The sequence below is a fragment of the Pseudactinotalea sp. Z1739 genome (assembly GCF_049725055.1).
In the GTDB taxonomy this organism is placed as follows: Bacteria; Actinomycetota; Actinomycetes; order Actinomycetales; family Beutenbergiaceae; genus CALKWS01.
This window is the reverse complement of sequence record NZ_JBMPQA010000001.1, coordinates 334,621-359,840: the sequence shown is the minus strand read 5'-3', so window position 1 is coordinate 359,840 and position 25,220 is coordinate 334,621. Positions and strand designations below refer to the sequence as shown.

At 68.6% G+C, this 25,220-nt stretch carries 24 protein-coding genes and 1 other RNA gene; 16 read left to right on the top strand and 9 right to left on the bottom strand.

Annotation, left to right across the window (positions count from 1 at the left end):
- The first annotated feature begins 277 nt into the window (after positions 1 to 277).
- The 4 genes from ACO0LV_RS01660 to ACO0LV_RS01645 are packed head-to-tail and all read left to right on the top strand — an operon-like array spanning position 278 to position 4,329.
- Positions 278 to 1,090, top strand: coding sequence for a serine hydrolase (locus tag ACO0LV_RS01660; protein ID WP_424786121.1), 813 nt, complete (start codon positions 278 to 280; stop codon positions 1,088 to 1,090).
- Between the two features lie 52 nt (positions 1,091 to 1,142).
- Positions 1,143 to 2,717, top strand: a complete 1,575-nt coding sequence (locus tag ACO0LV_RS01655) for an N-acyl-D-amino-acid deacylase family protein (protein WP_424786120.1) — start codon at positions 1,143 to 1,145, stop codon at positions 2,715 to 2,717.
- Positions 2,718 to 2,758: 41 nt separating this feature from the next.
- Entirely contained in the window at positions 2,759 to 3,391 is a 633-nt protein-coding gene (locus tag ACO0LV_RS01650) for a bifunctional 4-hydroxy-2-oxoglutarate aldolase/2-dehydro-3-deoxy-phosphogluconate aldolase (protein ID WP_424786119.1), read from the top strand.
- The gene (locus ACO0LV_RS01645) at positions 3,388 to 4,329 is read left to right on the top strand and encodes a sugar kinase (protein WP_424786118.1); all 942 of its coding nucleotides are present in this window, start codon (positions 3,388 to 3,390) and stop codon (positions 4,327 to 4,329) included. The genes ACO0LV_RS01650 and ACO0LV_RS01645 overlap by 4 nt, the downstream gene beginning before the upstream one ends.
- Before the next feature lie 173 nt (positions 4,330 to 4,502).
- Here ACO0LV_RS01645 and ACO0LV_RS01640 read toward each other — a convergent pair whose 3' ends face one another.
- Genes ACO0LV_RS01640 through ACO0LV_RS01630 form a run of 3 tightly spaced genes read right to left on the bottom strand, consistent with a single transcriptional unit; the run spans position 4,503 to position 7,794 of the window.
- Entirely contained in the window at positions 4,503 to 5,822 is a 1,320-nt protein-coding gene (locus ACO0LV_RS01640; RefSeq protein ID WP_424786117.1) for an ABC transporter substrate-binding protein, read from the bottom strand.
- 47 nt (positions 5,823 to 5,869) lie between these two features.
- The gene (locus ACO0LV_RS01635) at positions 5,870 to 6,799 is read right to left on the bottom strand and encodes a carbohydrate ABC transporter permease (RefSeq protein WP_424786116.1); all 930 of its coding nucleotides are present in this window, start codon (positions 6,797 to 6,799) and stop codon (positions 5,870 to 5,872) included.
- Entirely contained in the window at positions 6,796 to 7,794 is a 999-nt protein-coding gene (locus tag ACO0LV_RS01630; RefSeq protein ID WP_424786115.1) for a carbohydrate ABC transporter permease, read from the bottom strand. Before ACO0LV_RS01630 ends, ACO0LV_RS01635 begins: the two co-directional genes overlap by 4 nt.
- Before the next feature lie 241 nt (positions 7,795 to 8,035).
- Here ACO0LV_RS01630 and ACO0LV_RS01625 point away from each other — a divergent pair, with 241 nt between their 5' ends.
- Positions 8,036 to 9,202 (top strand): Nif3-like dinuclear metal center hexameric protein, encoded by a 1,167-nt coding sequence (locus tag ACO0LV_RS01625; RefSeq protein WP_424786114.1) that lies wholly within the window; start codon positions 8,036 to 8,038, stop codon positions 9,200 to 9,202.
- 2 nt (positions 9,203 to 9,204) lie between these two features.
- Positions 9,205 to 9,939, top strand: a complete 735-nt coding sequence (locus ACO0LV_RS01620) for a zinc ribbon domain-containing protein (protein ID WP_424786113.1) — start codon at positions 9,205 to 9,207, stop codon at positions 9,937 to 9,939.
- Between the two features lie 3 nt (positions 9,940 to 9,942).
- Here the strand turns inward: ACO0LV_RS01620 and ACO0LV_RS01615 are convergent, their stop codons facing one another.
- Positions 9,943 to 10,713: a YaaA family protein gene (locus ACO0LV_RS01615; RefSeq protein ID WP_424786112.1), complete on the bottom strand. Its 771-nt coding sequence runs from the start codon at positions 10,711 to 10,713 to the stop codon at positions 9,943 to 9,945.
- Positions 10,714 to 10,984: 271 nt separating this feature from the next.
- On the opposite strand from ACO0LV_RS01615, the gene ACO0LV_RS01610 reads away from it, so the two are divergent.
- The 5 genes from ACO0LV_RS01610 to ACO0LV_RS01590 all read left to right on the top strand — a co-directional run bounded on the left by ACO0LV_RS01610 (position 10,985) and on the right by ACO0LV_RS01590 (position 17,281).
- A complete protein-coding gene (locus ACO0LV_RS01610) occupies positions 10,985 to 12,601 on the top strand; it encodes an ABC transporter substrate-binding protein (RefSeq protein ID WP_424786111.1) in 1,617 nt (538 codons plus the stop codon).
- Between the two features lie 116 nt (positions 12,602 to 12,717).
- Complete coding sequence (locus ACO0LV_RS01605; RefSeq protein ID WP_424786110.1) at positions 12,718 to 13,746, top strand: ABC transporter permease; 1,029 nt, start codon at positions 12,718 to 12,720, stop codon at positions 13,744 to 13,746.
- The gene (locus tag ACO0LV_RS01600) at positions 13,746 to 14,885 is read left to right on the top strand and encodes an ABC transporter permease (protein ID WP_424786109.1); all 1,140 of its coding nucleotides are present in this window, start codon (positions 13,746 to 13,748) and stop codon (positions 14,883 to 14,885) included. Before ACO0LV_RS01605 ends, ACO0LV_RS01600 begins: the two co-directional genes overlap by 1 nt.
- Entirely contained in the window at positions 14,878 to 15,900 is a 1,023-nt protein-coding gene (locus ACO0LV_RS01595) for an ABC transporter ATP-binding protein (RefSeq protein ID WP_424786108.1), read from the top strand. Before ACO0LV_RS01600 ends, ACO0LV_RS01595 begins: the two co-directional genes overlap by 8 nt.
- A complete protein-coding gene (locus tag ACO0LV_RS01590; RefSeq protein ID WP_424786107.1) occupies positions 15,890 to 17,281 on the top strand; it encodes an ABC transporter ATP-binding protein in 1,392 nt (463 codons plus the stop codon). Before ACO0LV_RS01595 ends, ACO0LV_RS01590 begins: the two co-directional genes overlap by 11 nt.
- A 56-nt stretch (positions 17,282 to 17,337) precedes the next feature.
- Here ACO0LV_RS01590 and ACO0LV_RS01585 read toward each other — a convergent pair whose 3' ends face one another.
- The gene (locus ACO0LV_RS01585) at positions 17,338 to 17,691 is read right to left on the bottom strand and encodes a cupin (RefSeq protein WP_424786106.1); all 354 of its coding nucleotides are present in this window, start codon (positions 17,689 to 17,691) and stop codon (positions 17,338 to 17,340) included.
- 161 nt (positions 17,692 to 17,852) lie between these two features.
- On the opposite strand from ACO0LV_RS01585, the gene ACO0LV_RS01580 reads away from it, so the two are divergent.
- Positions 17,853 to 18,971 (top strand): tryptophan 2,3-dioxygenase family protein, encoded by a 1,119-nt coding sequence (locus ACO0LV_RS01580; protein WP_424786105.1) that lies wholly within the window; start codon positions 17,853 to 17,855, stop codon positions 18,969 to 18,971.
- Positions 18,968 to 20,134 carry an aminotransferase class V-fold PLP-dependent enzyme gene (locus ACO0LV_RS01575; RefSeq protein ID WP_424786104.1) on the top strand — a complete coding sequence of 389 codons (1,167 nt, stop codon included), beginning with the start codon at positions 18,968 to 18,970 and terminating at the stop codon, positions 20,132 to 20,134. Before ACO0LV_RS01580 ends, ACO0LV_RS01575 begins: the two co-directional genes overlap by 4 nt.
- A gap of 98 nt (positions 20,135 to 20,232) precedes the next feature.
- Here the strand turns inward: ACO0LV_RS01575 and ACO0LV_RS01570 are convergent, their stop codons facing one another.
- Both ACO0LV_RS01570 and ACO0LV_RS01565 read right to left on the bottom strand, forming a co-directional pair.
- Positions 20,233 to 20,460, bottom strand: coding sequence for a hypothetical protein (locus ACO0LV_RS01570; protein ID WP_424786103.1), 228 nt, complete (start codon positions 20,458 to 20,460; stop codon positions 20,233 to 20,235).
- Positions 20,461 to 20,473: 13 nt separating this feature from the next.
- Complete coding sequence (locus ACO0LV_RS01565) at positions 20,474 to 21,004, bottom strand: pyridoxamine 5'-phosphate oxidase family protein (protein ID WP_424786102.1); 531 nt, start codon at positions 21,002 to 21,004, stop codon at positions 20,474 to 20,476.
- A 133-nt stretch (positions 21,005 to 21,137) separates the two neighbouring features.
- On the opposite strand from ACO0LV_RS01565, the gene rnpB reads away from it, so the two are divergent.
- Positions 21,138 to 21,503: RNase P RNA component class A (gene rnpB / locus ACO0LV_RS01560), an RNA gene on the top strand.
- A gap of 52 nt (positions 21,504 to 21,555) precedes the next feature.
- On the opposite strand, the gene ACO0LV_RS01555 is transcribed toward rnpB, so the two are convergent.
- Positions 21,556 to 22,629 carry an OmpA family protein gene (locus ACO0LV_RS01555; protein WP_424786101.1) on the bottom strand — a complete coding sequence of 358 codons (1,074 nt, stop codon included), beginning with the start codon at positions 22,627 to 22,629 and terminating at the stop codon, positions 21,556 to 21,558.
- A gap of 622 nt (positions 22,630 to 23,251) precedes the next feature.
- The gene (ppgK, locus tag ACO0LV_RS01550; protein ID WP_424786100.1) at positions 23,252 to 24,061 is read right to left on the bottom strand and encodes a polyphosphate--glucose phosphotransferase; all 810 of its coding nucleotides are present in this window, start codon (positions 24,059 to 24,061) and stop codon (positions 23,252 to 23,254) included.
- Between the two features lie 85 nt (positions 24,062 to 24,146).
- On the opposite strand from ppgK, the gene ACO0LV_RS01545 reads away from it, so the two are divergent.
- Together ACO0LV_RS01545 and ACO0LV_RS01540 are read left to right on the top strand one after the other, a co-directional pair.
- Positions 24,147 to 24,377, top strand: a complete 231-nt coding sequence (locus ACO0LV_RS01545) for an SPOR domain-containing protein (protein ID WP_424786099.1) — start codon at positions 24,147 to 24,149, stop codon at positions 24,375 to 24,377.
- A complete protein-coding gene (locus ACO0LV_RS01540) occupies positions 24,364 to 25,200 on the top strand; it encodes an N-acetylmuramoyl-L-alanine amidase family protein (RefSeq protein WP_424786098.1) in 837 nt (278 codons plus the stop codon). Before ACO0LV_RS01545 ends, ACO0LV_RS01540 begins: the two co-directional genes overlap by 14 nt.
- Positions 25,201 to 25,220 lie beyond the last annotated feature (20 nt).

Below are 25,220 nucleotides of genomic sequence, written 5' to 3'. Positions count from 1 at the left end.
CAGCGGGTTCGGGACGTACCCGGCCGGGGTGGGGCGGAAGTCGCGGTCGGTGCCGGGCTGGCGAGGCCGCCGGCCGAACCGGAACTGTGGAACTGCACCGAATGGTGAGTAAGGCGCAGGCCTTGATTGCGATGGATCAAGGTTGGCGCGGCTGTGTCGCACGGGCGCGTGCCCACACGCGCCGTCGCAGGACGTGGCTCATGTGGGCCCCGCCCCGCGTGCCCCGGGAACCTCGAGCCCACTCATGCGACAGGATGGCTGGCCGGAGGAGGTCTACATGACGACGTGGCCGGAGAAGAACCAGCACGCACTGCAGCAGCACCTGACCACGATCGCCCGGGAGGCGCCGGGACACTGGAGTTTCGCGGTCCGGGAAGCCGGGCAGGTGATCGCCCAGGTCGAGGCCCACCGGGTGACGACCCCGGCGAGCACCATCAAGGTGGCCGTGCTGCTGATGGTGCTGCAGGACGTGGCCGAGGACCAGCTCACGCTCGAGCAGGTGCTGGAGGTACCCGAGGAACGCGTGGGCGGTAGCGGCGTGCTGGTGCACCTGCCCTCGGTGCAGCGACTCACCGTGGCCGAAGTGGCCGAGATGATGATCGTGGTGAGCGACAACGAGGCCACCAACATGCTGATCCGCCTGCTCGGCCTGGACCGCATCGCCCAGTTCCTGGCCCGGTGGGGCATGCACGACACGCAGATCCAGCGCACCCTGATGGACACCCACCTGCCGGGCCGCAACGCCACCACCGCCGCCGACCAAGCCCTGTTGCTGGACGCGCTGTGCGCCGACCTGCTGCCACCTCACCTGCGCACCCTGGCCCTGGACATGCTGTTGCGCCAGCAGTTCAACTCCCGCATGCCCGCCCGCCTGGGCCCGGACGTGCTGTGCCGGCACAAGACCGGGGAGATCATCGGCATCCGCCACGACGTGGGGGTGCTGGACTTCGACGACCGGATGATCTCCTTCGCCGCCCTGGGCAGCGACCTTCAGGACGTGATCGACGACGACGGTCCCGGTCCCGTCGATGACATCGTCGCCCGGGCGGCAGCAACCGTGGTGGCAACCGCGCGGGGCTCGGCCAACTGAACCGGCACAACCGATACCGCTGTGGTGACACAGCACCGGGAGGATTCACTACATGACCGACCACGACGTCGTCGTCCACGGGGGCAGCATCCTCGACGGAACCGGCACCGAACCGATCCGCGCCAACCTGGGAGTGCGCGGGGGACGGGTCGCCGAGATCAGCCGGGCCGACCTGCGCGGAGCGCAGGTCATCGACGCCACCGGCCTGATCGTCACCCCGGGCTTCATCGACCTGCACTCCCACGCCGACTTCCGGATCCAGGGCCACCCGCAGGCCAGCACCCAACTGCCGCAGGGCGTGACCACCCTGGTGGGCGGCAACTGCGGCTTCTCCCCGTTCCCGGTGGCCGATCTGGAGGCGATGCGTACGTCCTCGGCCTTCCTGGAACCCGAACTGGGCTGGGAGTGGACCGATCCCGGCGGGTTCGCCGACGCGGTGGACGCGGCAGGACCGGCGATCAACATGGTGACCCAGGTGGGCCACAACGCCCTGCGGGAAGCCGTGATGGGCGGGGAGCAACGCCTCGCCTCCAACGACGACCTGGCTGCCATGGGTGAGTTGCTCGCCACCGCAGCGGCCCAGGGGGTATACGGGTTCTCCACCGGCCTGATCTATGCCCCGGGCACCTACTCCGACGAACGCGAACTGCAGTACCTGGTCAGCGCGGCGGGCCGGCATGGGCTGTTGTACTCCACCCACATCCGCAACGAGGGTGCCCGACTCACCGAGGCCGTCGAGGAGGCGGTCCGGCTCGCCGCCGCTGGTGGCGCGCGGTTGCAGATCTCCCACCTCAAGGCCGCCGGGGAGCGCCACCACGGGCGTACCGCTGAGGCACTCGGGCTGATCGATGAGGCCGCCGAGGCCGGCCTGGACGTCGCCGCCGACGTCTACCCCTACACCGCCTCCTCCACCACCTTGACCACCCGGTTGCCCACCTGGGCCCTGGACGGCGGTACCGCTGCGCTGCTGCGCCGACTGGCCGACACCGAGGCGCGTGAGCGCATCCTCGCCGAGATGCGGCAGGGGCAGGCCACCGTGGCCTCCGGGGTGATGATCGCCCACCTCGGCCCGGGCCGTTACCAGGACGCAGCCGGGCAGAGCCTGGCCCAGATCGCCCGGTCCGAGGGCGTGGACGACGCCGAAGCCACGCTGCGGATCCTGGCCGCCCACGACGGCGGGGCCAGCGTGGTGCTGCACTCCATGTCCGATGAGGATGTGGACCGGGTGCTGGCCCACCCACGGGTGGCCGTGGCCAGCGACGGGTGGGTGTTACGGGACCAGGGTCGAGGACGCCCGCACCCGCGCAGTTTCGGCACCTTCCCCAGGGTGATCTCCCATTACGTGCGCGAGCGGGGCCTGCTCACCCTGCCCGAGGCGGTGCGGAAGATGACCTCCCTGCCGGCCTCCCGGCTCGGCTGGTCCGACCGTGGCATCCTGCGCGCCGGGTCGGTGGCCGACGTCGCCGTCTTCGATCCCCGCACGTTCACCGACAACGCCACCTTCTCTGACCCCTGGCGGCTGGCCACCGGGATGCACGCGGTGCTGGTGGCCGGGCGGGTCGCCTTCGACGGCGGCGAGGTCACCGGCGTGCGAGCCGGGACGATGCTGCGGGCGGGCAGCGACTAACCTGGTGGCGTGATGACGCAAGCATCTGAGCAGGGCCCGCGATGAGCACCGACGTCGGGGTGGTGGCTATTATCCGGCTCCGCCGGCGCAGCCCGCCCCTGGAGGTGCTGGAGGCGCTGACGGCCGGGGGAATCACCCGCCTGGAGGTGACGCTGCCCACGCCGGACGCACGTGCCACGATCACCGAGTGGCGGGACCGCACCGAGGCTCAGGTCGGTGCCGGGACGGTGCGCAGCGCTGACCAGGCGGTCCAAGCGATCAGCGCCGGGGCGCAGTTCCTGGTCACCCCCACGATCGACTCCGGCGTGCTCGGGGCCGCAGCACCGGCGGGCCGGCCGGTCTACTGCGGCGCGAGCACGCCCACCGAGATCGAACTGGCTCACCGCCACCCCGCGGTGGCTGCGGTCAAGGTGTTCCCGGCCGGACCGTTGGGCGGGGTGGACTACATCAAGGCGATCGCCGAGCCCCTCGATGACATCCCGTTGCTGCCCACCGGGGGCGTGGGCGCGGCCGAGGCCACCACCTACGCCGCGATGGGATGTGTGGGTGTGGGTGTGGGTGGACACCTGGTCAACGACGACCTCGTCGCCGACCAGGCGTGGGCGGAGATCCGCGACCGGGCCGCCGCCATGGTGCGTGCCTGGGACGACGGCGTGGAACGACGCCCCCGATGAGCGGCATCGATGTGCTCACTCTCGGGGAGACCATGGGCACCATCCGCGCCGAGGGGACCCTCGGCGTCGGTCCGGAGCCGAGGATCTCGATCGCCGGTGCCGAGTCGAACGTCGCGATCGGGCTGGCCAGGCTCGGGCACCGGTCGGCATGGGCGAGCGTGCTGGGCGGTGATGCGATCGGTGACCTGATCGTGCGCACCCTGGCCGCCGAGCGGGTCGACACCACCGCGGTACGCCGTGAACAGGGCGCTCCCAGCGGCATCCTGGTGTCCCAGCAACGCCCGATGGGGCGAGCCCGGGTGGACTACCACCGGGCCCACTCGGCTTTCACCGCGATCGGGCCGGCCGACGCCCGGGCCGCGTTGGACCTACGGCCGGGAGTTGTGCACCTGAGCGGGATCACCCCGGCGCTGGGCCCAGGGCCTGCCGAGGCGACCCTGGCGCTGGCCGGGGCCGCGCGGACGGCCGGTATGAAGGTCAGCCTGGATGTGAACTTCCGGTCCCGGCTCTGGTCACCGGAGCAGGCCCGGCCGGTGCTGGCCGAACTGGCCACGTACGCCGACGTCGTCTTCGGTGACCCCGGGGAACTTGCCCTGCTCACGTCCGGCGCCCGGATGGACCTCGAGGCCCTGTTCGGTCTGGGCGTGGGGGAGGTGGTGATCAAACTCGGTGGGGACGGCGCCCGGGTGCGCACCGCCGGGGATGACGTCCTTCGCCCGGCCCTGCCCGTCGACGTCGTCGACCCCATCGGCGCCGGCGACGCGTTCGTGGCCGGGTACCTCTCCGCCCTGCTCGAGGACTTGCCGCTGCCGCAGCGACTGGAACGCGGGAACGCCTGCGGGGCTGCGGTGGTCTCCAGCCGGGGGGACTGGGAGGCGATGCTCACCCGCACCGACCTGGACTCCCTGGACACCGCACCCGGCGACGTCCAGCGCTGACCCGGCCCGGGCAGGGCATCGAGGCCGTTGATGTCGTCGCGCCGCCGGGGCCGACCTCGCCACCATGCGGATCGGCCCGGACGACCGAGGGCCCGGATGGGCGCCGCGGGCGTCGCACTCGCAACGCCCGCGATACCCATCCGGGCCCACCGGGGTCGGGGTGAAGGGCTGACTCAGCCCTCCACCTCCGAGGCCACGTCGGAGTCGTACAGGGACTGCAACTCTTCCTCCACGCGCTGCATCTCCTCGGCCACGTCCACGTCGGAGGTCAGGATCCGCTGCAGGGTCTGGGACAACTCCAGGTCACCACCGGGCACGAACAACCGGGCGAAGTCCTGCACCCGGGCGCGTTCGAGCTGTTCCACCGCGGTCTGGAACTGCGGGGTCTCGGCGTAGACGTCGGACATGTCCGCATCCTGGTGGACCGGCACGTACCCGGTGGCAGCGGAGAACGCGGCCGTCGAGTCCGGGTTGCCCATGAAGCCGGCGAACATCGCCGCGGCCAGCTGACGTTCCGGAGTGCTGTCGGAGGCGATCATCAGACCGGCACCACCGGTCGGGGTCTCACCCTCGGCGGCCGGACCGCCGGGCAGGAACGCGGTGCCCACCTCGAAGGATGCCGAGTCCAGGATGCCGCCCAGCGAACCGGTGGACTGCACGATCTGGCTGGTGGCGCCGGCGGAGAAGTCATCGGCCGGGTTGCCCGAGGACACCGAGGCCCAGGAGTTGGTTGCTTCCTGTGCGAACTCCAGCGCCTCGATGGTGGCATCTGAGGAGACGGGGGAGAAGTCCCACTCATCGGACCAGGCACCGCCGTAACCCCACACGATGTTGGCCATCCACCAGGCCGGGTACTCATCCTGCGGCGGGAAACTGAAGGCGGAGTTCGCCACCCCGGCGTCCATCAGCTGCTCGGAGACCTCGGCGACTTCGTCCCACGTCTCCGGGGGCGCCTCGATGCCGGCCTCTTCGTAATGGTCGACGTTGTAGTAGAACAGCGGGGTGGAGCGGGCGTAGGGGACGCCGTAGTGGCTGCCTTCGTACTGGTAGTCCTCGTACAGCGCTTCGACGTATCCGCTGGTGTCGACCCCGGCCTCCTCCATCAGGCCGTCGACCGCGACCAGGGAGCCGTTCAGATAGTTGGGGAACCAGGTGGCATCGGACAACACCACCACGTCCACCTCAGCGCTGCCCTGTGCGGTCTGGAACCGCTGCGAGGTCTCCTCGTAGTTCGCCCCGGAGGTCACCACGTTGACCTCGATGCCGGTCTCGTCGGTGAACTGGGCGATCAATTCGTTCTCGACGTCGGCCGAACCACCGGGGTGGTTGGTCCAGAAGGTGATCTCGTCGGCCGGCTCCACGCCGGAGACATCCACGTCCTCCTGGGCGTCACCGTCACCACCGCTGGTGTCCGGGCCGCACGCGGCCAGGACGAGGGTCGCGGCACCGAGCGCAGCAAGGCTGCGGACGGTGCGGCTGGTGGACTGTTTCATGGGTGCTCCTTCTTTCGTTTCTTCGTTGGTCGTCGGGGTCGATGGGTTCACTTGACCGCCCCCTGGGTGAGGCCGGCCACGATGTAGCGCTGGAGGGCGGCGAAGATGAGTAGGACAGGGACGATCACCAGGACCGCACCGGCCATCAGCACGCCGTAGTTGCCGGTCTGCCCCTCGATCGACTGCAGCATGTTCAGACCCACCGGCAGGGTCATCCGTGCCGGGGAGTCGATGATGATCAGGGGCCACAGGAAGTTGTTCCACTCGTTGACGATGGTCACCAGCGCCACGGTCGCGATTGCCGGTAGCGACACCGGTGCGGCGATCTGGAACAGTTTGCGCAGGTGTCCGGCGCCATCGAGTTCGGCGGCTTCGAACAACTCCTTCGGGAGTGCCTTGAAGTGCTGCCGGAGCAGGAAGGTCCCGAACGCGGTCCCGAGTCCGGGCAGGATGATGCCCCACAGGGTGTCCCGGCCGCCGAGCGCGGTGATGGTCAGGTAGTTCGGCAGCATCGACACCTCCGGCGGCACCATGAGCGCAACCAGAATGCCCAGGAAGATGAGGTTCGCCCCGGGTACCTTGATGAACACCAACGCGTAGGCCGTGGTCACCGCCAGTAAGACCTTGATGGTGGCGCCGATGATGGTGACGATCACGCTGTTGCGTAGCACGGTGAGCAGCGGCACCCGGTCCGCCACGGCTCCGTAGTTGCTCAGGGTGGGGTCCTGGGGCAGCAACGTGGGGGCCAGGGTGAGGATCTCCGGCGGTGGTTTGAAGCTGGAGGAGATCATCCAGGCCAGCGGCAGCACGATCACCAACAGCGCGATCAGGATCGGTAGGTAGCCGGCCAGCATCGTGTCGGCCAGGTGGCGCGGGCTGAAGGCTTTCGTCCAGTCCGGACGCGTCTTCCTCGTCGGCGGCCGGCCGTCGAGACGCCCGGGATCGGCTCCGGGTGTGGCGAGGGGTCGCTGCGTCACTGGTAATGCACCTTCCTCTCCACGTAGCGCAACTGGACGGCGGTGATGAGGAACAGCGTGAAGAACAGCACCACCGCGATAGCAGCGGAGTACCCGGCCCGCTGGTAGGCGCCGAAGGACTGCAGATAGATCTCGAAGATGATCGTATTGGTGCCGTGCCCGGTGGGCGTCATGATCCGCAGGATGTCGAAGGCGTTGGTCATCGAGAAGATGATGTTGGTGACCAGCAGGAAGAAGACCGTGGGAGTCAGCAGTGGTAGCACCACGGAGAAGAACCGTCGCGCCGCCCCGGCCCGGTCCAGGGTGGCTGCCTCCAACAGATCCTGGGGGACTGCCTGCAGTCCGGCGAGGAAGACCACGGCGCAGAAACCGAGGTTCTTCCAGACGTAGACGATGATCACCATCACCAGTGCCCAGTTCTCGTTCAGATACCACTGCGGTGAGGCGATACCGAGGAACCCGAGGAGGTAGCTGAGAGCACCCCTGGTGGGGTCGAAGATGAAGTTCCACACCAGCGCCACTCCCACGCCGGAGAGCACATAGGGGGCGAACACGGCAGTACGGGCCGCCGTGCGCCCGGGGATCTTCTTGTTCAACACGAGGGCGATGAGTAGTCCCAGCACCATGGAGCCCACCACCGCGCCACCGGTGAAGATGCCGGTGACCCGCCACACCTCCAACCCGGAGGGCGAGGTGAAGAAGCGCGCATAGTTGTCCAGCCCCACGGGTGTGGCGCTGGGGGATCCCAGCCGCCAGTCCAGGGTGGAGTAGTACATGTTGCTGATCAGCGGGAAGTAGATGAACGCCAGGATCAGCAGGATGTTCGGGCCGGCGAACAGCAGGAAGAGCGACCAGTTCCGCGAGAGCCGACGACGGTGCGCTAGTTTGCGTCGCCGCGCGCGTTCCTCCTCGTCCACGGGGCCCGCGCCGCCTGCCGCCGGCGCATCGACCGGTCCCCGGGAACGCGACCCTGCCGGACTAGGCAGTGCCGTCATCGACCCTCCTTCTGCATGCTTCGGTGCAATAGCCACCTCTCGACGCGCCAGCGTCGGGGTAACCCGCGATGAATCTACCCTGAACTCTGGCAACCGGGCACCGAGCGCTTGCTGTGCACACCCGTGTGGCAGACCCTCGGTGCGCTGTCGGCGAGCCGTTGTGCGTGTGCGCAGCCGAAGGTCGATCAGCGCTGCTCGGGTGGGGCTTGCTTCCCCGGCAGGTCGCCGACAGCCTGGTGACATGCACACCACCCTCACCCTGCAGGACCTGATCCAGTCCCTCGAACGACGTTATCCGCCATCGACTGCGCAGGGGTGGGACGCCGTGGGTCTGGTTGTGGGCGATCCCCGGACCCCCATCGGCCGGGCGCTGCTCGCGGTGGACCCGGCCGATGCCGTGGTGGACGAGGCGATCGAGTGCGGGGCGGACCTGATCATCACTCATCACCCGCTGCTGCTGCGCGGCGTCCACTCGGTGGCCACGACCACCCCGAAGGGTGCACTGGTGCACCGGCTGATCCGCTCCGGCATCGCCCTGTATGTGGCACACACCAACGCCGATGCCGCTGCGGGCGGGGTCAACGAGGCCCTCGCCGACCTGCTCGGCCTCACCGGCGCCCGGCCGCTGCAACCACTGCCCGGTGACGACCTGGACCTGCTCATCACCTATGTGCCCACACCCCAGGCAGAGTCGGTGCGCCAGGCCCTCGGTGCCGCCGGTGCCGGGCAGGTGGGGGAGTACACCGGGTGCGCATGGTCGGTGACCGGTACCGGGGAGTTCACTCCGGTCGGGGCGGCCGACCCGGCAATCGGTACCGTCGGGCAGCACGAGCGCGTGCAGGAGGTGCGCCTGGAGATGGTGCTGCCGCCCAGCCGGCGGAGCGCCGTCGTCGAGGCGTTGCGCCGGGCGCACCCGTATGAGGAACCCGCCTTCTCCCTGGTGCCCACCGCAGCGCCACCGTCTCCGGCCGGAATGGGCCGGATCGGAGAGCTGGCCGATCCGATCACTGTGCGTGACCTGGCTGAACGCGTCGCCGATGTCCTGCCCGCCACGGCCCATGGGGTGCGCGTGGGCGGCGACCCGGATGCCACAGTGCGCACCGTCGCCGTCTGCGGCGGCGCCGGAGACTCGCTGCTGGAGGTGGTCGCCGCTGCCGGCGCCGATGCCTACGTGACCGCGGACCTGCGGCACCATCCCGCGGGCGAGGCTCTGGCCCGCACCGGCGCCCCGGCGCTGATCGACGTGGCGCACTGGGCCAGTGAGTGGCCCTGGCTGCCCGTGGCGGCCGAGCATCTGCGAGCCGATGCCGAGGCCGCCGGGGCACGGATCGAGGTGCGGGTCAGCACGCATCCCACCGACCCGTGGACCGATAGGCTGGAATCCACCAACCAGGAAGGACGTGTGTGACTGTGAGCACTGCGCCCGTATCCGACCAGCGTGCGTTGCTGGACCTGCAGGCACTCGACACCGCCCTGGCCAAACTCGCCCACCAGCGCAACTCCCACCCCACGCTGGCGACCCTGGCGGAGCTGACCGCACGGGCCGAGGACCTGGACCGCAGCCGGGCGCAGACCCAGATGCTGGTCTCCGACACCCGCCGCGAACTCGTCAAGGCCGAGACCGATGTGGAACAGGTGCGCAACCGGGCCGACCGGGACCGCCAACGGCTGGAGTCCGGGACCGGTTCGCCCAAGGACCTGCAGGCGCTCTCGGCCGAGCTGGAGTCGCTGGGCAAGCGCCAGAACAGCCTGGAGGAGGTCGAACTGGAGGTGATGGAACGCCTGGAGGCCGCTGAGCACGAACTGCAGGCCACCACCACCCAGCTCGAAGCGATCCGGGCCGATATCACCAGGGTCGAGGCCGAGCGTGATGCCGCGTTCGCCGAACTGGACGCCGAGAGCGAGCAGCACAAGGCCGCTCGGGACGAACTCGCCGCCGGGATCGATGAGGCGCTGCTGGCGCTGTACGAGCGGGTCCGCGCCAAGACCGGAGGGTTGGGGGCGGTGGCGCTGCGGGGCAGTGCGACCCAGGGCGTCCAGGTACCGCTGTCCCTTACCGAGAAGGCAGCGATCGAGGCGGCCCCGCCCGAGCAGGTGCTGCGCAGCGAGGACTACGACTACATCCTGGTGCGCCTGGACGACTGAGCGTCAGTCCGACAGCACCAGCTCCAGCGTGGCCGGCCCCGACCGGACGGGGGGATGCAGGCCGACGTCGGCCAGTACCGGGCCGATGAGTTCGGCCGCGGCCGCGGCCACGCCCGCCGCGGTGCGCGGTAACGGCTCGGGCCGGCGGAACAGGTGACCGGTGAGCACGCCCCGGGTGTGCTTGGCGTGATGGGAGACCACGACGGGCCTACCTGACCGGATGGCCACCACCCGGACCGCCAGCCACTCCCGGTCCGGGGCTGGTGACCAGGCCCGCGCGTAGTCCTGCGAACGGCAGTCGAGGACGACGTCGGAACCTCCCGGGTCGAGAGCCCCGCCCAGGTGCCGGGACCAGAAGGTGCCCAGCGGCGCCAGGGGCCGCAGCGGTGTGGACATGGACAGCCGGTAGGCGGGGATCGCGTCGTCCGGACGGAGCACCCCCCACAGCGCCGAGACGATCCGCACCGAACTGTTGCTACGCCGTCGGGCCGTCCCGGACAGGTTCACCAGGCCGGCGGCGTCGTAGAGCACGCCGCTGTAGACCTGCGCCGCCGGCGCTGCCCGGGCGTCGCGCAACCGGGTGTTCGCCTCGACCTGCTCGGCCAGGGAGGCACCGAACCGCAGACGGGTGGTGGCGTCGGCGCCGGCCGAGGCGCGTATCAGCGCCTGCAGCACCTGCTCACGCGGGCCGGCCAGTTCCGGGTGGCTCAGCGCGCCGGGATCGAACCGGCGTCCCCGCTCGGGCGCGGCCTTGCCCTCCGAGGGAGGAAGCATGATCAGCACGGGCGTGTCCGCAGGTGCCGCCGCATTCGGGTCCTTTCGCCAACCGGTCCGGGAGACATCGGGCAGCCTATCCGCGCCGGACCACTGCGCCGCCCTGTTCTCAGGTTGCCTCGTTGGATATCGGTTTGGACACAACCCCGGGGGAGGGGCTATAGGGCTCGCTCGGTGCGCTAACCTGCCCAGAAGCTCGCTGGCAAGGATGCCCGACCGGCATCGGGCCCCACGCGAGATCCAAGCGATGATGACATCGAGGTAGATGCAGATGCGTGTACGTAGTTTGAAGGCCGCCGCGGCTATCGCCGCGGTCGGTGCTCTCACGCTGGCCGCCTGCGGCAACGGCAATGGCGATGAGGACACCAACGGAACCGGCACCGACACCAATGGTGCCGAGCAGGATGACGCAGCGAGCACGATGCCCGTGGTGATCGGCACCACGGACACGGTGACGAACATCGACCCAGCGGGTTCCTACGACAAGCCGTCCTGGAACATCATCTACAACACCTACCAACGACTGCTGTCGGTCCCGTTGGGGGAGACCGAGCCCACCCCGGATGCGGCCGAGGCCTGCGACTGGGACGACGAGGTCACCTACACCTGCACGATGAAGTCGGGCCTGATGTTCGCCGACGGCAGCGAGTTGACCGCAGAGAACGTGGTGCACTCGGTCGAGCGCCAGCTCGCGATCCAGCACTCCTCCAACGGGTGGCAACTGCTGGACGGCATCGAGTCGGTGGAGGCGCCGGATGAGTCCACGGTGACCTTCACGCTGTCCAACGCCGACGCCACTTTCCCGTACATCCTGACCACCGGTGCGGCGGCGATCGTGCCGATGAGTTTCCCCGGCGATGACCTGCAGCCCAACGCCGAGGTGTTCGGCTCCGGCCCGTACACGGTGGACACCTTCGACGCCACCCAGCAGATCCAGCTCGGGCTGAACGAGAACTACTCCGGTGACTCGGAGCTGAGCAACTCCGGGGTGATCCTGCAGTTCTACCAAACCGAGTCGGCGCTGAAGCAGGCGATCGAGGAGGGTGATGTGATGGTCGCCTACCGGTCCCTGGCCGTGACCGACATCGAGGACCTGCGCGAGAACGGCGCCGAGCGCGGTGTGCAGGTGGTCGTCGGTGAGGGCACCGAGATCAACTACCTGGTGCTGCAGGTCTCGCGCCCACCCTTCGACGAGCCCGCGGTGCGGCAGGCGCTCGCGCAGGTGATCGATCGGGAGACCATCGCCTCCTCGGTCTACCGGGACACCGTGACCCCGCTGTACGGCCCGATTCCCGACGGGGTGGCCGGGCACGTGCCCGCCTTCGACGACGCCTACGGTGAACCCGATGTGGATGCGGCCCGCGCGCTGCTCGAGGACGCGGGCGTGGACATCCCGGTGGCCTTCGACGCCTGGTGGATGCCGGATCGCTACGGGGAGGAGATCGGTGACATGTACGGCGAGATCCAGCGTCAGCTCAACGACTCCGGCCTGTTCGAGGTGAGCCTGGAGCAGTTGTCCTGGGCCCAGTACGCCGAGACGTTCTCCGACCAGTCCATGGACGCGTTCGACCTGGGGTGGTTCCCGGACTTCCCGGATGCCTCCAACTACATCCAGCCCTTCTACGGCACGGCGAACATCTTCAACAACGGCTACTCCAACGACGAAATGGATGAGTTGATCGACACGATCGTGACCGACACCGACGAGGACGCCCGCCTGGCGGCGTTCGAGCGGGCCTCGGAGATCGCGGCGGAGGATGTGCCGATCGTGCAGTTGTGGCAGCGCGACCAGATCGCCGCCGTCCGCGACGGGGTGACCGGCGTGGAGGAGACCCTCGACCCCTCGTTCATCTTCTACTACGCCGGCGTGAGCGGCGCCACCGAGTAGGTGGCGCGGGCCGGATCGGTGCCGGTGCGTGCGGGACTCCCCAGCGCACCGGCACCGACCGGTCCCCACGAGTTCGTACCCCATCGGGGTGCGCCATGCGCGGGAAGGATGGGTGAGTGTCACAGGCCACCGGTTCACTACGCACCTACCTGATCACCAGGCTGCTGCTGTTCGTGCCCCAGGTGCTGATCATCCTGACGATCGTGTTCATCCTGATGCGGGTGGCCCCGGGGGACCCGGTCAGTGTGGCCCTGGGGGGCCAGCGTAGCGCCGAGGAACTGCAGGCACTGCGGGAGGCGGCCGGGTACAACCGGCCGATCCTGGTGCAGTACGCGGAGTACATCGGGGGCGTGCTCCGGTTCGATCTGGGAACCACCATCGTGGACAACCGGCCGGTCACGCAGATCTTCGCCGTCAACGGTGGCGCCACCCTCACGCTGACGTTGGCGGCCTTCCTGGTGGCGCTGGTCCTGGCGGTGCCGCTGGGCCTGCTCGCCGGGCGGTTCCGCGACACCGCCCTGGACGCGGTGCTGAGGGTGCTGGGCATCCTGACCTACGCCGCGCCGGTGTTCTTCGTCGGGCTCTTGATGCAACTGCTGTTCGCCCGCACGTTGGGGTGGCTGCCGTCCAGTTCCCAGGCGTCGCCGGTGATGTTCGCCTCGGTGCCGGCGCGCACAAACTTCTTCCTCATCGATGCCCTCCTGGCCCAGAACACCGCGGCGTTCATCAACGGCCTGCAGCACCTGGTGCTGCCGGCGCTGACCCTGGGACTGCTCCTGACCGGGGTGTTCATCCGGATCATCCGCATCAACCTGATCCAGACGCTGCGGAGCGACTACGTCGAGGCAGCCCGGGCCCGGGGCGTGGCCGAATCGCGGGTGGTGATCAACCATGCGTTCAAGAACGCGATGGTCCCGTTCGTGACCATCCTGGGACTGCAGGTGGCATTGCTGCTGGGTGGGGCGATCCTGACCGAGCAGACCTTCAATTGGAACGGCATCGGCAGCCAGTTGGTGCGCTATCTGGACTCCCGTGATTACGCCGCAGTGCAGGGCATCATCACCTTCTTCGCCCTGGCGGTGGTGACCGCGTCGTTGTTGATCGACATCATCAACGCGATGATCGACCCGAGGGTGAGGTACTGATGGCCGTTGAAGCCGTTCCCACCGCCCCGTCGTCCCAGACGCGAGGCAACGGAGGCTCGCGCCTGCGGCGGATCCTGCGCGGGATCGCCCGCCCGTACACCAACTCCCACGGTGTGGGCCGGTTCATGCTCGTCACCGGCACGGTGCTGACCGCGCTGATGCTGCTGGTGGCGCTGCTCGCGCCGGTGCTGGCCCCGTTCGGGCACGCGCAGGTGGCCGACGACGCCGGCCGGTTCGCCAACCATCTGGCACCCGGCGGGCAGCACATCTTCGGAACCTCCACCCAGGGGTACGACGTGTTCAGCCGGGTGGTCTTCGGCGCCCGGACCGCAGTGACCGTGGTGCTGCTGGCGCTGACCTTCTCGCTGGCCATCGGGGTGCTGCTGGGCCTGCTGGCCGGCTTCGTCGGGCGCTGGCTGGACCGTGCACTGGTGATGATCATGGACGCGCTGTTCACGCTGCCGGCGCTGCTGCTGGCGATCGTGGTGGCGTTCCTGCTCTCGGAGCGGCTGGGCGGTGGTGCCACCACCGCGGCGCTGGCGATCACCGCGGTGTACATCCCGCAGTACTTCCGGGTGGTACGCGCGGCCACCGTCAGCGCCAAGGAGCAGACCTACGTCGAGGCGGCCCGGGCGATGGGGGCGCGCCGCACCACCGTGATGTCCCGGTACCTTCTGAACAACGTGATCCAGTCCGTGCCGGTGATCGCCACCCTGAACGCCGCCGATGCGATCCTGACGCTGGCTGGACTGGGGTTCCTCGGTTACGGCATCCAGCCCACCGAGGCGGCCGAGTGGGGATACGACCTGCAGCGGGCCGTGGCCGATGCCGGGGCCGGGATCTGGTGGACCGGGCTCTACCCAGGCATCGCGATCGTGCTGCTGGTGATGGGGATGACGCTGATGGGGGAGGGCCTGAACGAGGCCCTCAACCCCGCCATCCGGGTGCGCCGACTGCTGCAGGTCCGGATGCCCGGGGACGTGAACGCCTCGATGAAGCCGGGTCCGGCCCGCTTGATCCGCCGGCCCCGCACCACCGGTGGTGGCAGCGGGGGCGGTTCCGACCAGGCGCGGCGCCGGCCGGGCGCCTCGGGCAGTACCTCGGGCACCACCTCGGATGCGGAGGGCCGCGATGAGTGAACCAGTGCTGTCCGTGGCGGACCTGCGGGTCTGGTACGGCACCGACCGCGGTCCGGTCCGCGCCGTCGACGGAGTCTCCTTCGACCTCTACCCGGGGGAGACGCTGGGGCTGGTGGGTGAGTCCGGATGCGGCAAGACCACCCTGGGCCGCGGGGTGATGGGCCTGCTGCCCCGGGCGGCCAGCGTGGACGGCGTGGTCGACTTCGGTGGGCAGAACCTCGTGCGGGCCAAGCCCAAGACCCTGCAGCGCCTGCGCGGACCGCAGCTGGGCATGATCTTCCAGGAGCCGCTGACGCGGCTGAACCCGCTCATGCGTGTCTCGGAACACTTCGAGGAGGCGCTGTCCGCCCACGAACCCGAGACACCCAAGGCACAGATCCGGGACCGCGCGATCGACACGTTGCGCGCGATGGGGATCCCGCCCACCCGGTACCGGGCCTACCCCCACGAGTTCTCCGGGGGGATGCGCCAACGGATCATGATCGCCCTAGCCCTGGCGTTGCGGCCCAGTTTCGTGGTGGCCGATGAACCCACCACTGCCCTGGATGTGCTGGTGGAAGCGCAGATCATCTCGATCCTGGCCGACCTGCGCGCCGGATTCGACACCTCCCTGCTGTTCATCACCCACAACCTGGGCATCGTGGCCGAGGCCTGTGACCGGGTGGCGGTGATGTACGCGGGCCGGATCGTGGAACAGGGACCGGTCACCGAGGTGTTCGCCCACCCGCAGCATCCCTACACCGAGGCGCTGTTGCGCTCCACGATCTCCCTGAACACCACCGGTCTGCACTACATCCCCGGCGCCCCGCCGGATCTGATCGATCCGCCGAGCGGCTGCCGGTTCAATCCCCGGTGCGAGCATGCGATGACGGTGTGCGCCCGTCAGTTCCCGCACCCGGTGGCCATTGAGGATCAGGTGGTGGAGTGCTGGCTGCACGGGCCGGATGAGTTGATCGAACCCGGTGGGCGCGAGCCGTTGGTGCGAGAGGAGTTGAGCGTTGCCGATGAAGCCTGACGACGACGCCACGGTGCTGGACGACGACGCCGCCTCCCCGGGACGGGAAGGCGCCGGGGGCGAAGCGGGCACCGCCTCGGCCGTGCCGGCCGAGGACGTGCTGATGCAGATCGAGGACCTGCGGGTGCACTTCGATCTACGCGGAAGCGCACTGGCCCGCCTGCTGGGCAGCGGTGGTCGTACCGTCAAGGCGGTGGACGGGGTGGACCTGTCGCTGCGCAGGGGTGAGGTGCTGGGCCTGGTCGGGGAGTCCGGCAGTGGCAAGACGACGTTGGGCCGGGCTCTCCTGGGGCTGGTCGGAACCACCTCCGGGCACATCCGGTACGGCACGGCGGACCTGGCCACGATGGGTCAGGGGCCGATGCGGCGGCTGCGCCGCCGGTTGCAGATGGTGTTCCAGGACCCGCACGCGGCGCTGAACCCGACGATGGACCTGCGAACCGCGATCGGCCATCCGCTGCGGATCCAGGGGCTCGTGAACAACCGGGAGGAGGAACGCGACCGGGTGATCGAGGCGCTCGAACTGACCGGCCTCACCCCGGCGGAGCAGTTCCTGGACAAACTCCCCGCAGAACTCTCCGGGGGGCAGAAACAGCGCGCGGTCATCGCCCGCGCGATCATCTGCGGACCGGAACTGCTCGTGGCTGATGAGCCGATCTCCATGCTCGACATGAGCGTGCGGAACAAGATCCTGGAACTGATGCTGGACCTGCGTGAGCGGTTGGACCTGACCTATGTCTACATCACCCACGACCTGGCCACCGCGAAGTTCTTCTGCGACCGCGTGGCGATCATGTACCTGGGCAGGATCGTGGAGATCGGGCCCACCGAGGAGATCTTCGCCGACCCCAAGCACCCCTACACCCGCGCCCTGCTCAAAGCGGTTCCCGATCCCGACCCCTCGAGATCGGTGGTCCGGGATCTGCCCCGGGGGGAGATCCCGGACGCAGCCGCACCGCCCCACGGGTGTTCCTTCCACCCGCGCTGCCCGGCCGCGTTCGGAGCGTGTGGTTGGGAGGGCCGGGACCTGGGGGCGATGTTCGAGCGGCGGTGGCTGGAGCGCGGCGATGAGGTCTACCGCACCGAACAGCCACTGGTCACCGGGGTGGCCGATCTGGACGGGGGCATGGAACAGGTGTCGCTACCGGCCCCGTCCGGTCACACCGCGCAGGAGGTCGGCGAGGTCCTGAACAGCGCACGCACCGATGATCCGGACGAGCCGCTGTGGCGGGGAGTGCGGGCCATCGATGTGACCGGCTCGGGGGTGCGGGTGGACTTCCGCGAAGGGGTGGACCCGGAACTGCGCCCGGCCGGCGGGGTGCGGGTGGCCTGCCACCTGCACGATCCCCGGTTCAACGACGAGGCGCCCCCGGCGAGGTGAACGGCCCGCAACCGAAGTCGCCGGGCGGGCCGGCCCTGGCCTAGACCCGCGCTCGGCTAGATCCCGCGCTCGGGTCCGTCCTGCTGGCCCACACTGGTGACGGTGGTGAGCAGGAACACCGAGTCCGTCAGGGCCCGGACCGCGTGCCGCTCATGGGTCAGCACCTGCAGGTGCCCCTCGGCGACCTCGACGTCCCGCTCACCCAGACTGGTGACCAGAACGCGCCCGGTGAGCACCTGGATGCTGGCAGCGTGGGGGGAGTTGTGCTCGGCGAGTTCCGTGCCCGTGCACATGGCGATCACGGATTGTCGTAGGAATCCGTCGCGCACGATCAGTTCGGCACTGCGCCCATGAGGGTCAGCCCGGGCCGCTTCCACGTGGGTGGTGCACAGATCGTCCAAGTTGGCCACGATGCCTCCAGATGTCGTCCTCCGACTCCACGAGCCTATCCCGGTAGCGGGGTTCGGGTGCACCCGATGAAGCCGCCATCTGGTGACCGGGTCGCCCGAACTGGCGCGATGGGCAGTCCGAATACCGCCCGCGCCGCTCCAGCAGGTGTCACCCTGGTGGCATGACTTCCGATGCCCGGGCGACCACCGACGGCGGCGCATTGTATTACTGGGACTACCTGGGCCTGGAGCATCTGCTCAGCGCCCAGAACCCGCGCAGTGACGTCGGCGGGCGCAGCGCCCACGACGAGTTGTTGTTCATCACGGTGCACCAGGCCTATGAACTGTGGTTCAAGCAGATCCTGCACGAACTCGACGACGCCGTGCACATCATGAACGCCGGTCACATACCCGAGCATGCGATGGGACAGGTGGCCGACCGGCTGGAACGGATCACCGCGATCCAGCGGCTGTTGCTGGAGCAACTGACCGTTCTGGAGACCATGACCCCGCTGGACTTCCTGGACTTCCGGGACGCACTGGTGCCCGCCTCGGGCTTCCAGAGCGTGCAGTTCCGGTTGATCGAGAACCGGCTTGGCCTGGACGTCAAACGACGGCTGAAGATCCACGGTTCGCCCTACACCGCGGTGCTGTCGGCCGAGCACGCCGAACTGCTCGCCGATGCCGAGGCCGCCCCGACCCTGCGCACCGGACTGGATGAGTGGCTGGCACGGACCCCGTTCCTGCGGTTCGGTGACTTCGACTTCTGGTCCGCCTACGCCGGGGCGGTCGACACCATGCTCGCAGCCGAACGGGACGCGATCCGGAACCTGGAAAGCCTGACCGAGGAGGGTCGTGCCGAGCAGTTGGCCTCGTTGGACGCCACTGCTGACTCCTTCCAGACCCTGTTCGACGCCGACCGCTACGCCGAACTGCAGGACCGAGGGCAACGGCATCTGTCCCGCGATGCCTTCCTGGCGGCCCTGCTGATCAACCTGTACCGGGACGAGCCCCTGTTCCAGATCCCGTTCCGGGTTCTGCGCGCGGTGGTGGACGTCGACGAGGGCTTCACCACGTGGCGCCAGCGCCACGCGGTGATGGTGCACCGGATGATCGGCGGAAAGATCGGCACCGGTGGCACCTCCGGGCACGCCTACCTGGCCGCCGCCGCGAACCGGCACCGGGTGTTCAATGACCTGTTCGACCTACCTACCTACTACGTGCCCCGCTCGGCCCTGCCACGGCTTCCGAGGGAGGTCTCGGCCCAGTTGCGGTTCCAGTTCGAGGACGACGGCGGATGATCGGCGGGCGGGAGAGCCTCGCCGAGCACTTCAACGCTGCCCTGCGCTCCGGGGTGCTGCACCTGGCCGCGCACAGCCACCACCCGTGGCCGGACGTGACGCGCGAGGCACACCTGCGCGCCTGGGACGTGGCAGCCAGGGATCTGGACGGCAAGTGGGCCACGGTGCTGGAGACCGAACTGCCGCAGGCCAGGCGCCACGTGGCCGGCCGGCTGGGCCTGAGCGATGCCGATGAGATCGCCTTCGCCCAGAACACCCACGAACTGTTGTTACGGATCTGCTCGGCGTTACCCATGCCGATGCGGGTGCTGACTACCGACGCCGAGTTCCACAGCGCCACCCGGCAACTGGACAGATGGGCCGAGGCTGGCCTGGCTCTGGTGGAGCGGGTGCCGGCCGAACCGTTGCACACGTTCCCCGAGCGGTTCGTCGACGCGATGGGGCCCGAGCACGATCTGATCCTGTTCTCCCATGTCTTCTACAGTTCTGGTTACGCCGTGCCCGATGTGGCCCAGATCGTGTCCGCGGTACCGGACGAGCGCACCTTCGTCGTCGTCGACGGCTACCACGCGTTCATGGCGCTGCCCACCTCGGTCACCCCGATACAGGACCGGGCGTTCTATCTGGCCGGGGGATACAAGTACGCCATGGCCGGGGAGGGGGTCTGCTTCGTCAACGCACCTCCCGGGTACGCGCAGCGACCGGTCAACACCGGCTGGTTCGCCGCCTTCGATCACCTCGCGGACAGCCCGGGCACGGGATCGAGGGGCGTCACGTATGCCCGGGGCGGGCAACGGTTGGCGGGATCCACGTTCGACCCCTCGGGGTTATTCCGGTTCAACGCGGTGCAGCGCTGGCTCGACGACCTCGGCGTGGGCGTGGCCGAGATCCACGGGCACGTGTCCGGACTGCAGGACAGGGTGCTGGCCGGCCTGGTGCAGCAACCGGGCATCCTCGCCGGAGCCGAACTCATCCCAGCGGCCGGGTGCGACCGCGGGCACTTCCTCACCTACCGCACCCCGGCAGCGGGCCAGATCGCACGCACCCTCGCCGAACGGGGTGTGTTGGTGGATCACCGCGCCGACCGGTTGCGCCTGGGACTTGGGGTGTACCACGACGAGGAGGACGTGGACCGGCTGATCAAGGAGTTCGGCAGGGTCTGAGGCGCTGAGCATCTATGCTTCGGTTGCGCTTATCGTCCGCCAGCCTGATCGCCACCTCTGTTCGCCAGTGCGATGGGTCGGGGTCATCGTCCGGTCCATCAAGCGACGGTGATGTCGAGGTCGGTGTCCATATCAATGACGTGATAGCGGACCAGGGGGGCTCCGGTCGCCTCTATTCCCCGCGTCGCCAGCCATGCCGCCGCCTCGTCCACGCACGGGGGTATCACCGAGTCCAGTTCCTGCATGGGAACCCGGGTGCGGACTCCCACGTAGTACTGCTCATCGCGCTGGGCAATCTGCTCCCTCGGGTCAGTCGGAGCGCTCATGGCTCGGGCGGAATCAGCCCGGGAACCGGAATCGGGTCTGGCTGAACGGCGTGCCTTTGCTGAACGCGAGAATTTTGGTGGGCCGGACAGCGAACACCAGCACCGGTTCGGTTCCGGGCTCCGGGTCGCTCCCCGGGTGGGCGAAACCGCCGCTCACCACGTCGTAGGGCCAGTCGAGCTCGGCCAGCCATCGGGCCGCGAGCCGGTGCAGCGTTGTGGGGTCTGTGACGCGTTCAGCGTCGCTTTCCACGGCTACGTCCAGCCCCGAGTTCATATCAGCGGTTCCGGTGCTCAGAACGCAGGTGGAGGAGCGGGCCAGGTTGACTGCCTTCTGCTCGGTGACGCCGGTGGCGAAGTAGAGGACCCGCTCGTGCCAGATCGCCGGCAACGGTACCGCATGTGGTCGCCCGTCCGCGCGCGCCGTGGAAAGCCAGAACATCTGCCGTTCCTGCAACACCGCGCTCACCTCACGCCAGGACGGGGGGTGGGCATCGGCATCGGAGAAGCGGTGGTCGAGTTCGGGTACGGGCGTTGATTCGTTCATCCAGGTCCTCCGCGTTGCGATGGGGTGATGTGGTGTTGACCCTGGCACAGCGCAGAACTCATCGCACTGACCAGAGCAAGCCCGACCCGGCCGACTTTGGTTGGGCTGTTTAGTGGAATAGAATGGGGGTGGATGAGTCGGCCAGGCGGTCGCGTTGCGGAGAGATCCGTACCGAGGAACGTCCGGGCTCCACAGGGCAGGATGGTGGGTAACGCCCACCCGGGGTGACCCGCGGGACAGTGCAACAGAAAGTAAACCGCCGCATCTTGATGCGGTAAGGGTGAAACGGTGGTGTAAGAGACCACCAGCACACCGGGTGACCGGTGTGGCTAGGTAAACCCCATCCGGAGCAAGACCAGACAGGAAACACCTGAGGGCTGCCCGCCCGAGTTTCCGGGTAGGTCGCTGGAGGCCTGCGGTAACGCAGGTCCTAGATGGATGGCCGCCCCCGGGGCGCACGCCCCGGCGACAGAACCCGGCGTACCGGCCGACTCATCCGCCCTCCGAGCCATCTGGCTCCGGCCCGCTCCGTTGTGCAGCGACCGGGCGTGCTACTCCACCGGCACATCGGTGATGCGCCAGGGGTCCAGCCCGATGGTGCCCCACAGCCCGTCGTCCGCACTTTCCGAGGGAACGTCCACGGTGAGGGTCTCGACGTTCAGCGCCGGCCACAGGATGGTGGCGGTCGCCGACTCACCCGGGTCGAACGTGGCGGTGAAGAACCGGTCGACCAGCGGGATCAACGTGGCATCGTCGTCATCACCCTCGGGGGAGGCGGCGAAGTAGTCCAGCGGATAGATCCGGTACCCGCCCGCCAGCAGGGTCGGCGCGTCGGTCGTGAATTGCGCGTATGGCTGCAGTCCGGATGAACCGCGGGGCCCGCCGAGCACGGATGCCATCGGCCACGCCAACGGGCCACCGCCGTCGTCACCGATGCCCTCGATCTGCTCCACGGTGATCCGTCCCACGAGCAGGTGCCCGACCCGTTCGACGGACTCGATGTGCAGTTGAGCGCGGCGGGTATTCCCCCCGGTCTCGCTGACCACTTCGACACTCTCGGTGAAAGTCCCTTCGGCGCCCTCGGTCCCGGGCAGGTCCGCGGCGCTGTCTGAGGGGTTCGGCGGCTCCGGCGGCGGGGTGAAGTGCAGCTCCACCCGGCGGTTCAACGCGCGGTTGTCCTCGGAGTCGTTCGGCGCGAGTGGGTCATGGAATGCTCTTCCCTGCGTCTCCACCGAGTCGAAGACGGCCAGGTCGGCCAGATCCTGCAGGCGTTCGTACACGGCTTCGGCGCGGTCTTCCGAGAGGGCTTGATTATGTGCTTCGTCAAGCACGTCATCGGTATGGCCGACGATCAGGAGATCTCCGCCCTCGACGTCAGCGAACTCATCTGCAGCCGCCTGTAGGGCCGCATCGGCGCCGTCGGACAGGTCGGCCGAGTCGATCTCGAACAGCACGTCGGTGGCGACGGTGACGGTCGCTTCCTCCTGGTGGACCTGGGTTCCCACCGGCAGGTCGTAGCGTTCCCGGTGGCTCTCGATCGGGAAGAGCCGGGTGACGACATCCTCGACGCCGGCGCCGTCGTAGTACTCCTCGAGGAACTCCGAGACGCTGGGCACCCCGGCCATTGGGCCAACCTGTCGTTGTCATCCGGTCGGAGGGCAGGTTCAGCGGCGATCATCTGTACCGGATCCACCAGACGCACCTGGGTGGGGTTGCTCATCAGATCGCCGAGGACCCGGGTTGGGATGCTCACCTCGCCGGTAGGGCTGATGACGTCCATGCTCATCGTCAGTAGGGCAAGGTCCCCTTCACGAACCAACGGCCCGACACGCGCCTCCAACTCGACCTGCTCACCGCCGCTCCACAGGCTCGTGGTCGCGACCACGGCATCGACCTCGGCGCTCTGGTCCGGTTCCTCATCGGGGGCGTCCGGGCTGCGTCGTTCTCCGGCCGCGGCGTCATCGCCGGAATCGGGAGGAGTCTGCTGATCCTCCATCGGCGGTTCGGCAGGTTCGTCCGGATTGCTACAAGCCGCCGCGAGCAGGATCGCGGCCAGCATCACCGAGATCACGTTGGGGGATGGAACGCTTCACCAGCACTGCCCCCCTGAAAGTATCTGACCCCTGATCAGCGGAGCAGCGGCTCCGCGGCGCCGCAGTCTACCAACCGGGGACTACGGCGGGATCACGGAGCCCCTCACACCGGCGCCCGCCCAACCCGTCGCTGCGGGTAGTGCGGCAGAGTTCCTCAGGCCTCTGCTTCGGCGGCCATGATCGCCGCCCCGATGATGCCGGCCTTGTTCCTCAGGTGAGCCGGCACGATCGGGGCATTGGTGGTCAGCAACGGCACGAACTTCTTGTGGTCCTTGCTGACTCCACCACCGAAGACGAACAGGTCCGGGGAGAAGAGCAACTCGACGTGGGTCACGTAGCGCTGCAGGTTCACCACCCACTGCTCATAGGACCACCCCATCTTGTCCTTCACACCGGAGGAGGCGATCTTCTCGGCGCTGTCGCCGTCCATGATCAGGTGGCCCAGTTCGGTGTTCGGCACCAGTACGGAGTTATGGATCAGCGCGCTACCGATCCCGGTGCCCAGTGTCAGCACCAGCACCACCCCGGGCACATCCTTGGCAGCCCCGTACCGCATCTCCGCGTACCCGGCGGCGTCCGCGTCATTGATGATGTGTGCTGCGCGGCCCGTGTGGGTTTCGACCACCTCGGCCAGGTTGGTGCCGACCCAGTCGGAGTGCATGTTCGCCGCGGTCGCGATCACGTCGTGCTGGACGACGCCGGGGAAGGTCACTCCGATCGGAACCTGCTCGGGCAGGTCGAATCGCTCCACGATCGTCCTCAGGATCAGCCCCACCGCCTCGGGTGTGGACTCCTTCGGGGTGGGGAGGCGGAACCGGTCCGTCAGGAACCTGCCGGTGTTCAGGTTGACGGGAGCGCCCTTGATTCCCGAACCGCCGATGTCGATACCGAAGCCGATGGCGTCCGCCTCGAGGGAATGTTCCGTGGAGAGGTTCATGGTGGCCTTGTCGGTTCCTTTGCTCACGTGTGAAGGGAGCGTGCGTGGCAAACGCTATCCAGGCATCGCCGGTCCATGCCATAATCTAACGTGCCATCAAAGGAGGTCGGTCGTGGCTGAGCACGCAGACGACTCCGTGGAACGCAAGTACTATTTCAACGTCAGCACCGGTAAGGTCGAACAGGGCTACGTCAGTGGCGTGAGCCACCGAATGGGGCCCTATGACACACCGGAGGAAGCCGCCCGTGCACTGAAGATCGCACGGGAGCGTAACGCTGAGTGGGAGGCCGAGGAGGAGCGTGAGCGCGCCTGGGCCGAAGGTGAGGATGATGACGGAGTGTAATCAGGCCCCCCGGCGCGGGATGCCCAGGCTGGGTCGGGCCATCGCGTTGCTGTGCGCGTTGGTGCTCGGTCTCGGCTTTGCCGCGCCCGCTCTCGCCGACCCCGGCGATGACGGTGGGCTGGACCTGAACCGGTACAGCAAGTGGACTCGCCCCCTCCAGGGCGTGGTGGTTGCACTGGACCCGGGGCACAACGGCGGCAACTTCGGCGATCTGCGCGCCATCTCCCAACGAGTCTCCGACGGCCGTGGCGGTTTCACGACCTGTGACACGCTCGGAACCTCCACCATGGACGGGTACACCGAACACGAACTCGCCTACGACGTGGCGCAGGTGCTGACCGAGCGGCTGGAGTACCTGGGCGCGACGGTGCTGTCCACGCGTACCGACGACCACAGCATCGGGCCGTGCGTGGACGTGCGCGGGCGGTTCGCCGAGGACAACGACGTTGACATCCTGTTGTCGCTGCACGCCAGCAGCAACCAGGACCGCACCCGATCCGGGTTCCACGTGGCGGTGGCTGACCCGGCGCTCTCGCCGTCCCAGGACGGGCCCAGCCGGCAGCTCGCCGAAGCCGTCGTCGAGGGCATGGGTGCGGCCGGCCTACAGCCGCACCCCGGGCTTGACGACGCCATCGCCGAACGCTCCGACCTGGCGACTCTGAACTTTGCGCGACGTCCCGCGGTGCAGGTGGAACTGGGCGAGATGCAGAACCCGGCCGATGCGGAGTTGATGACCTCGGCGCAGGGCCGCCTCACTTATGCCGAGGCACTGGCCGAGGGCGTGCTGCTCTGGCACGAGGGCCTCGACGCCGGTCGGAACTGAGCCCCGGAGGTCCGAGCCGG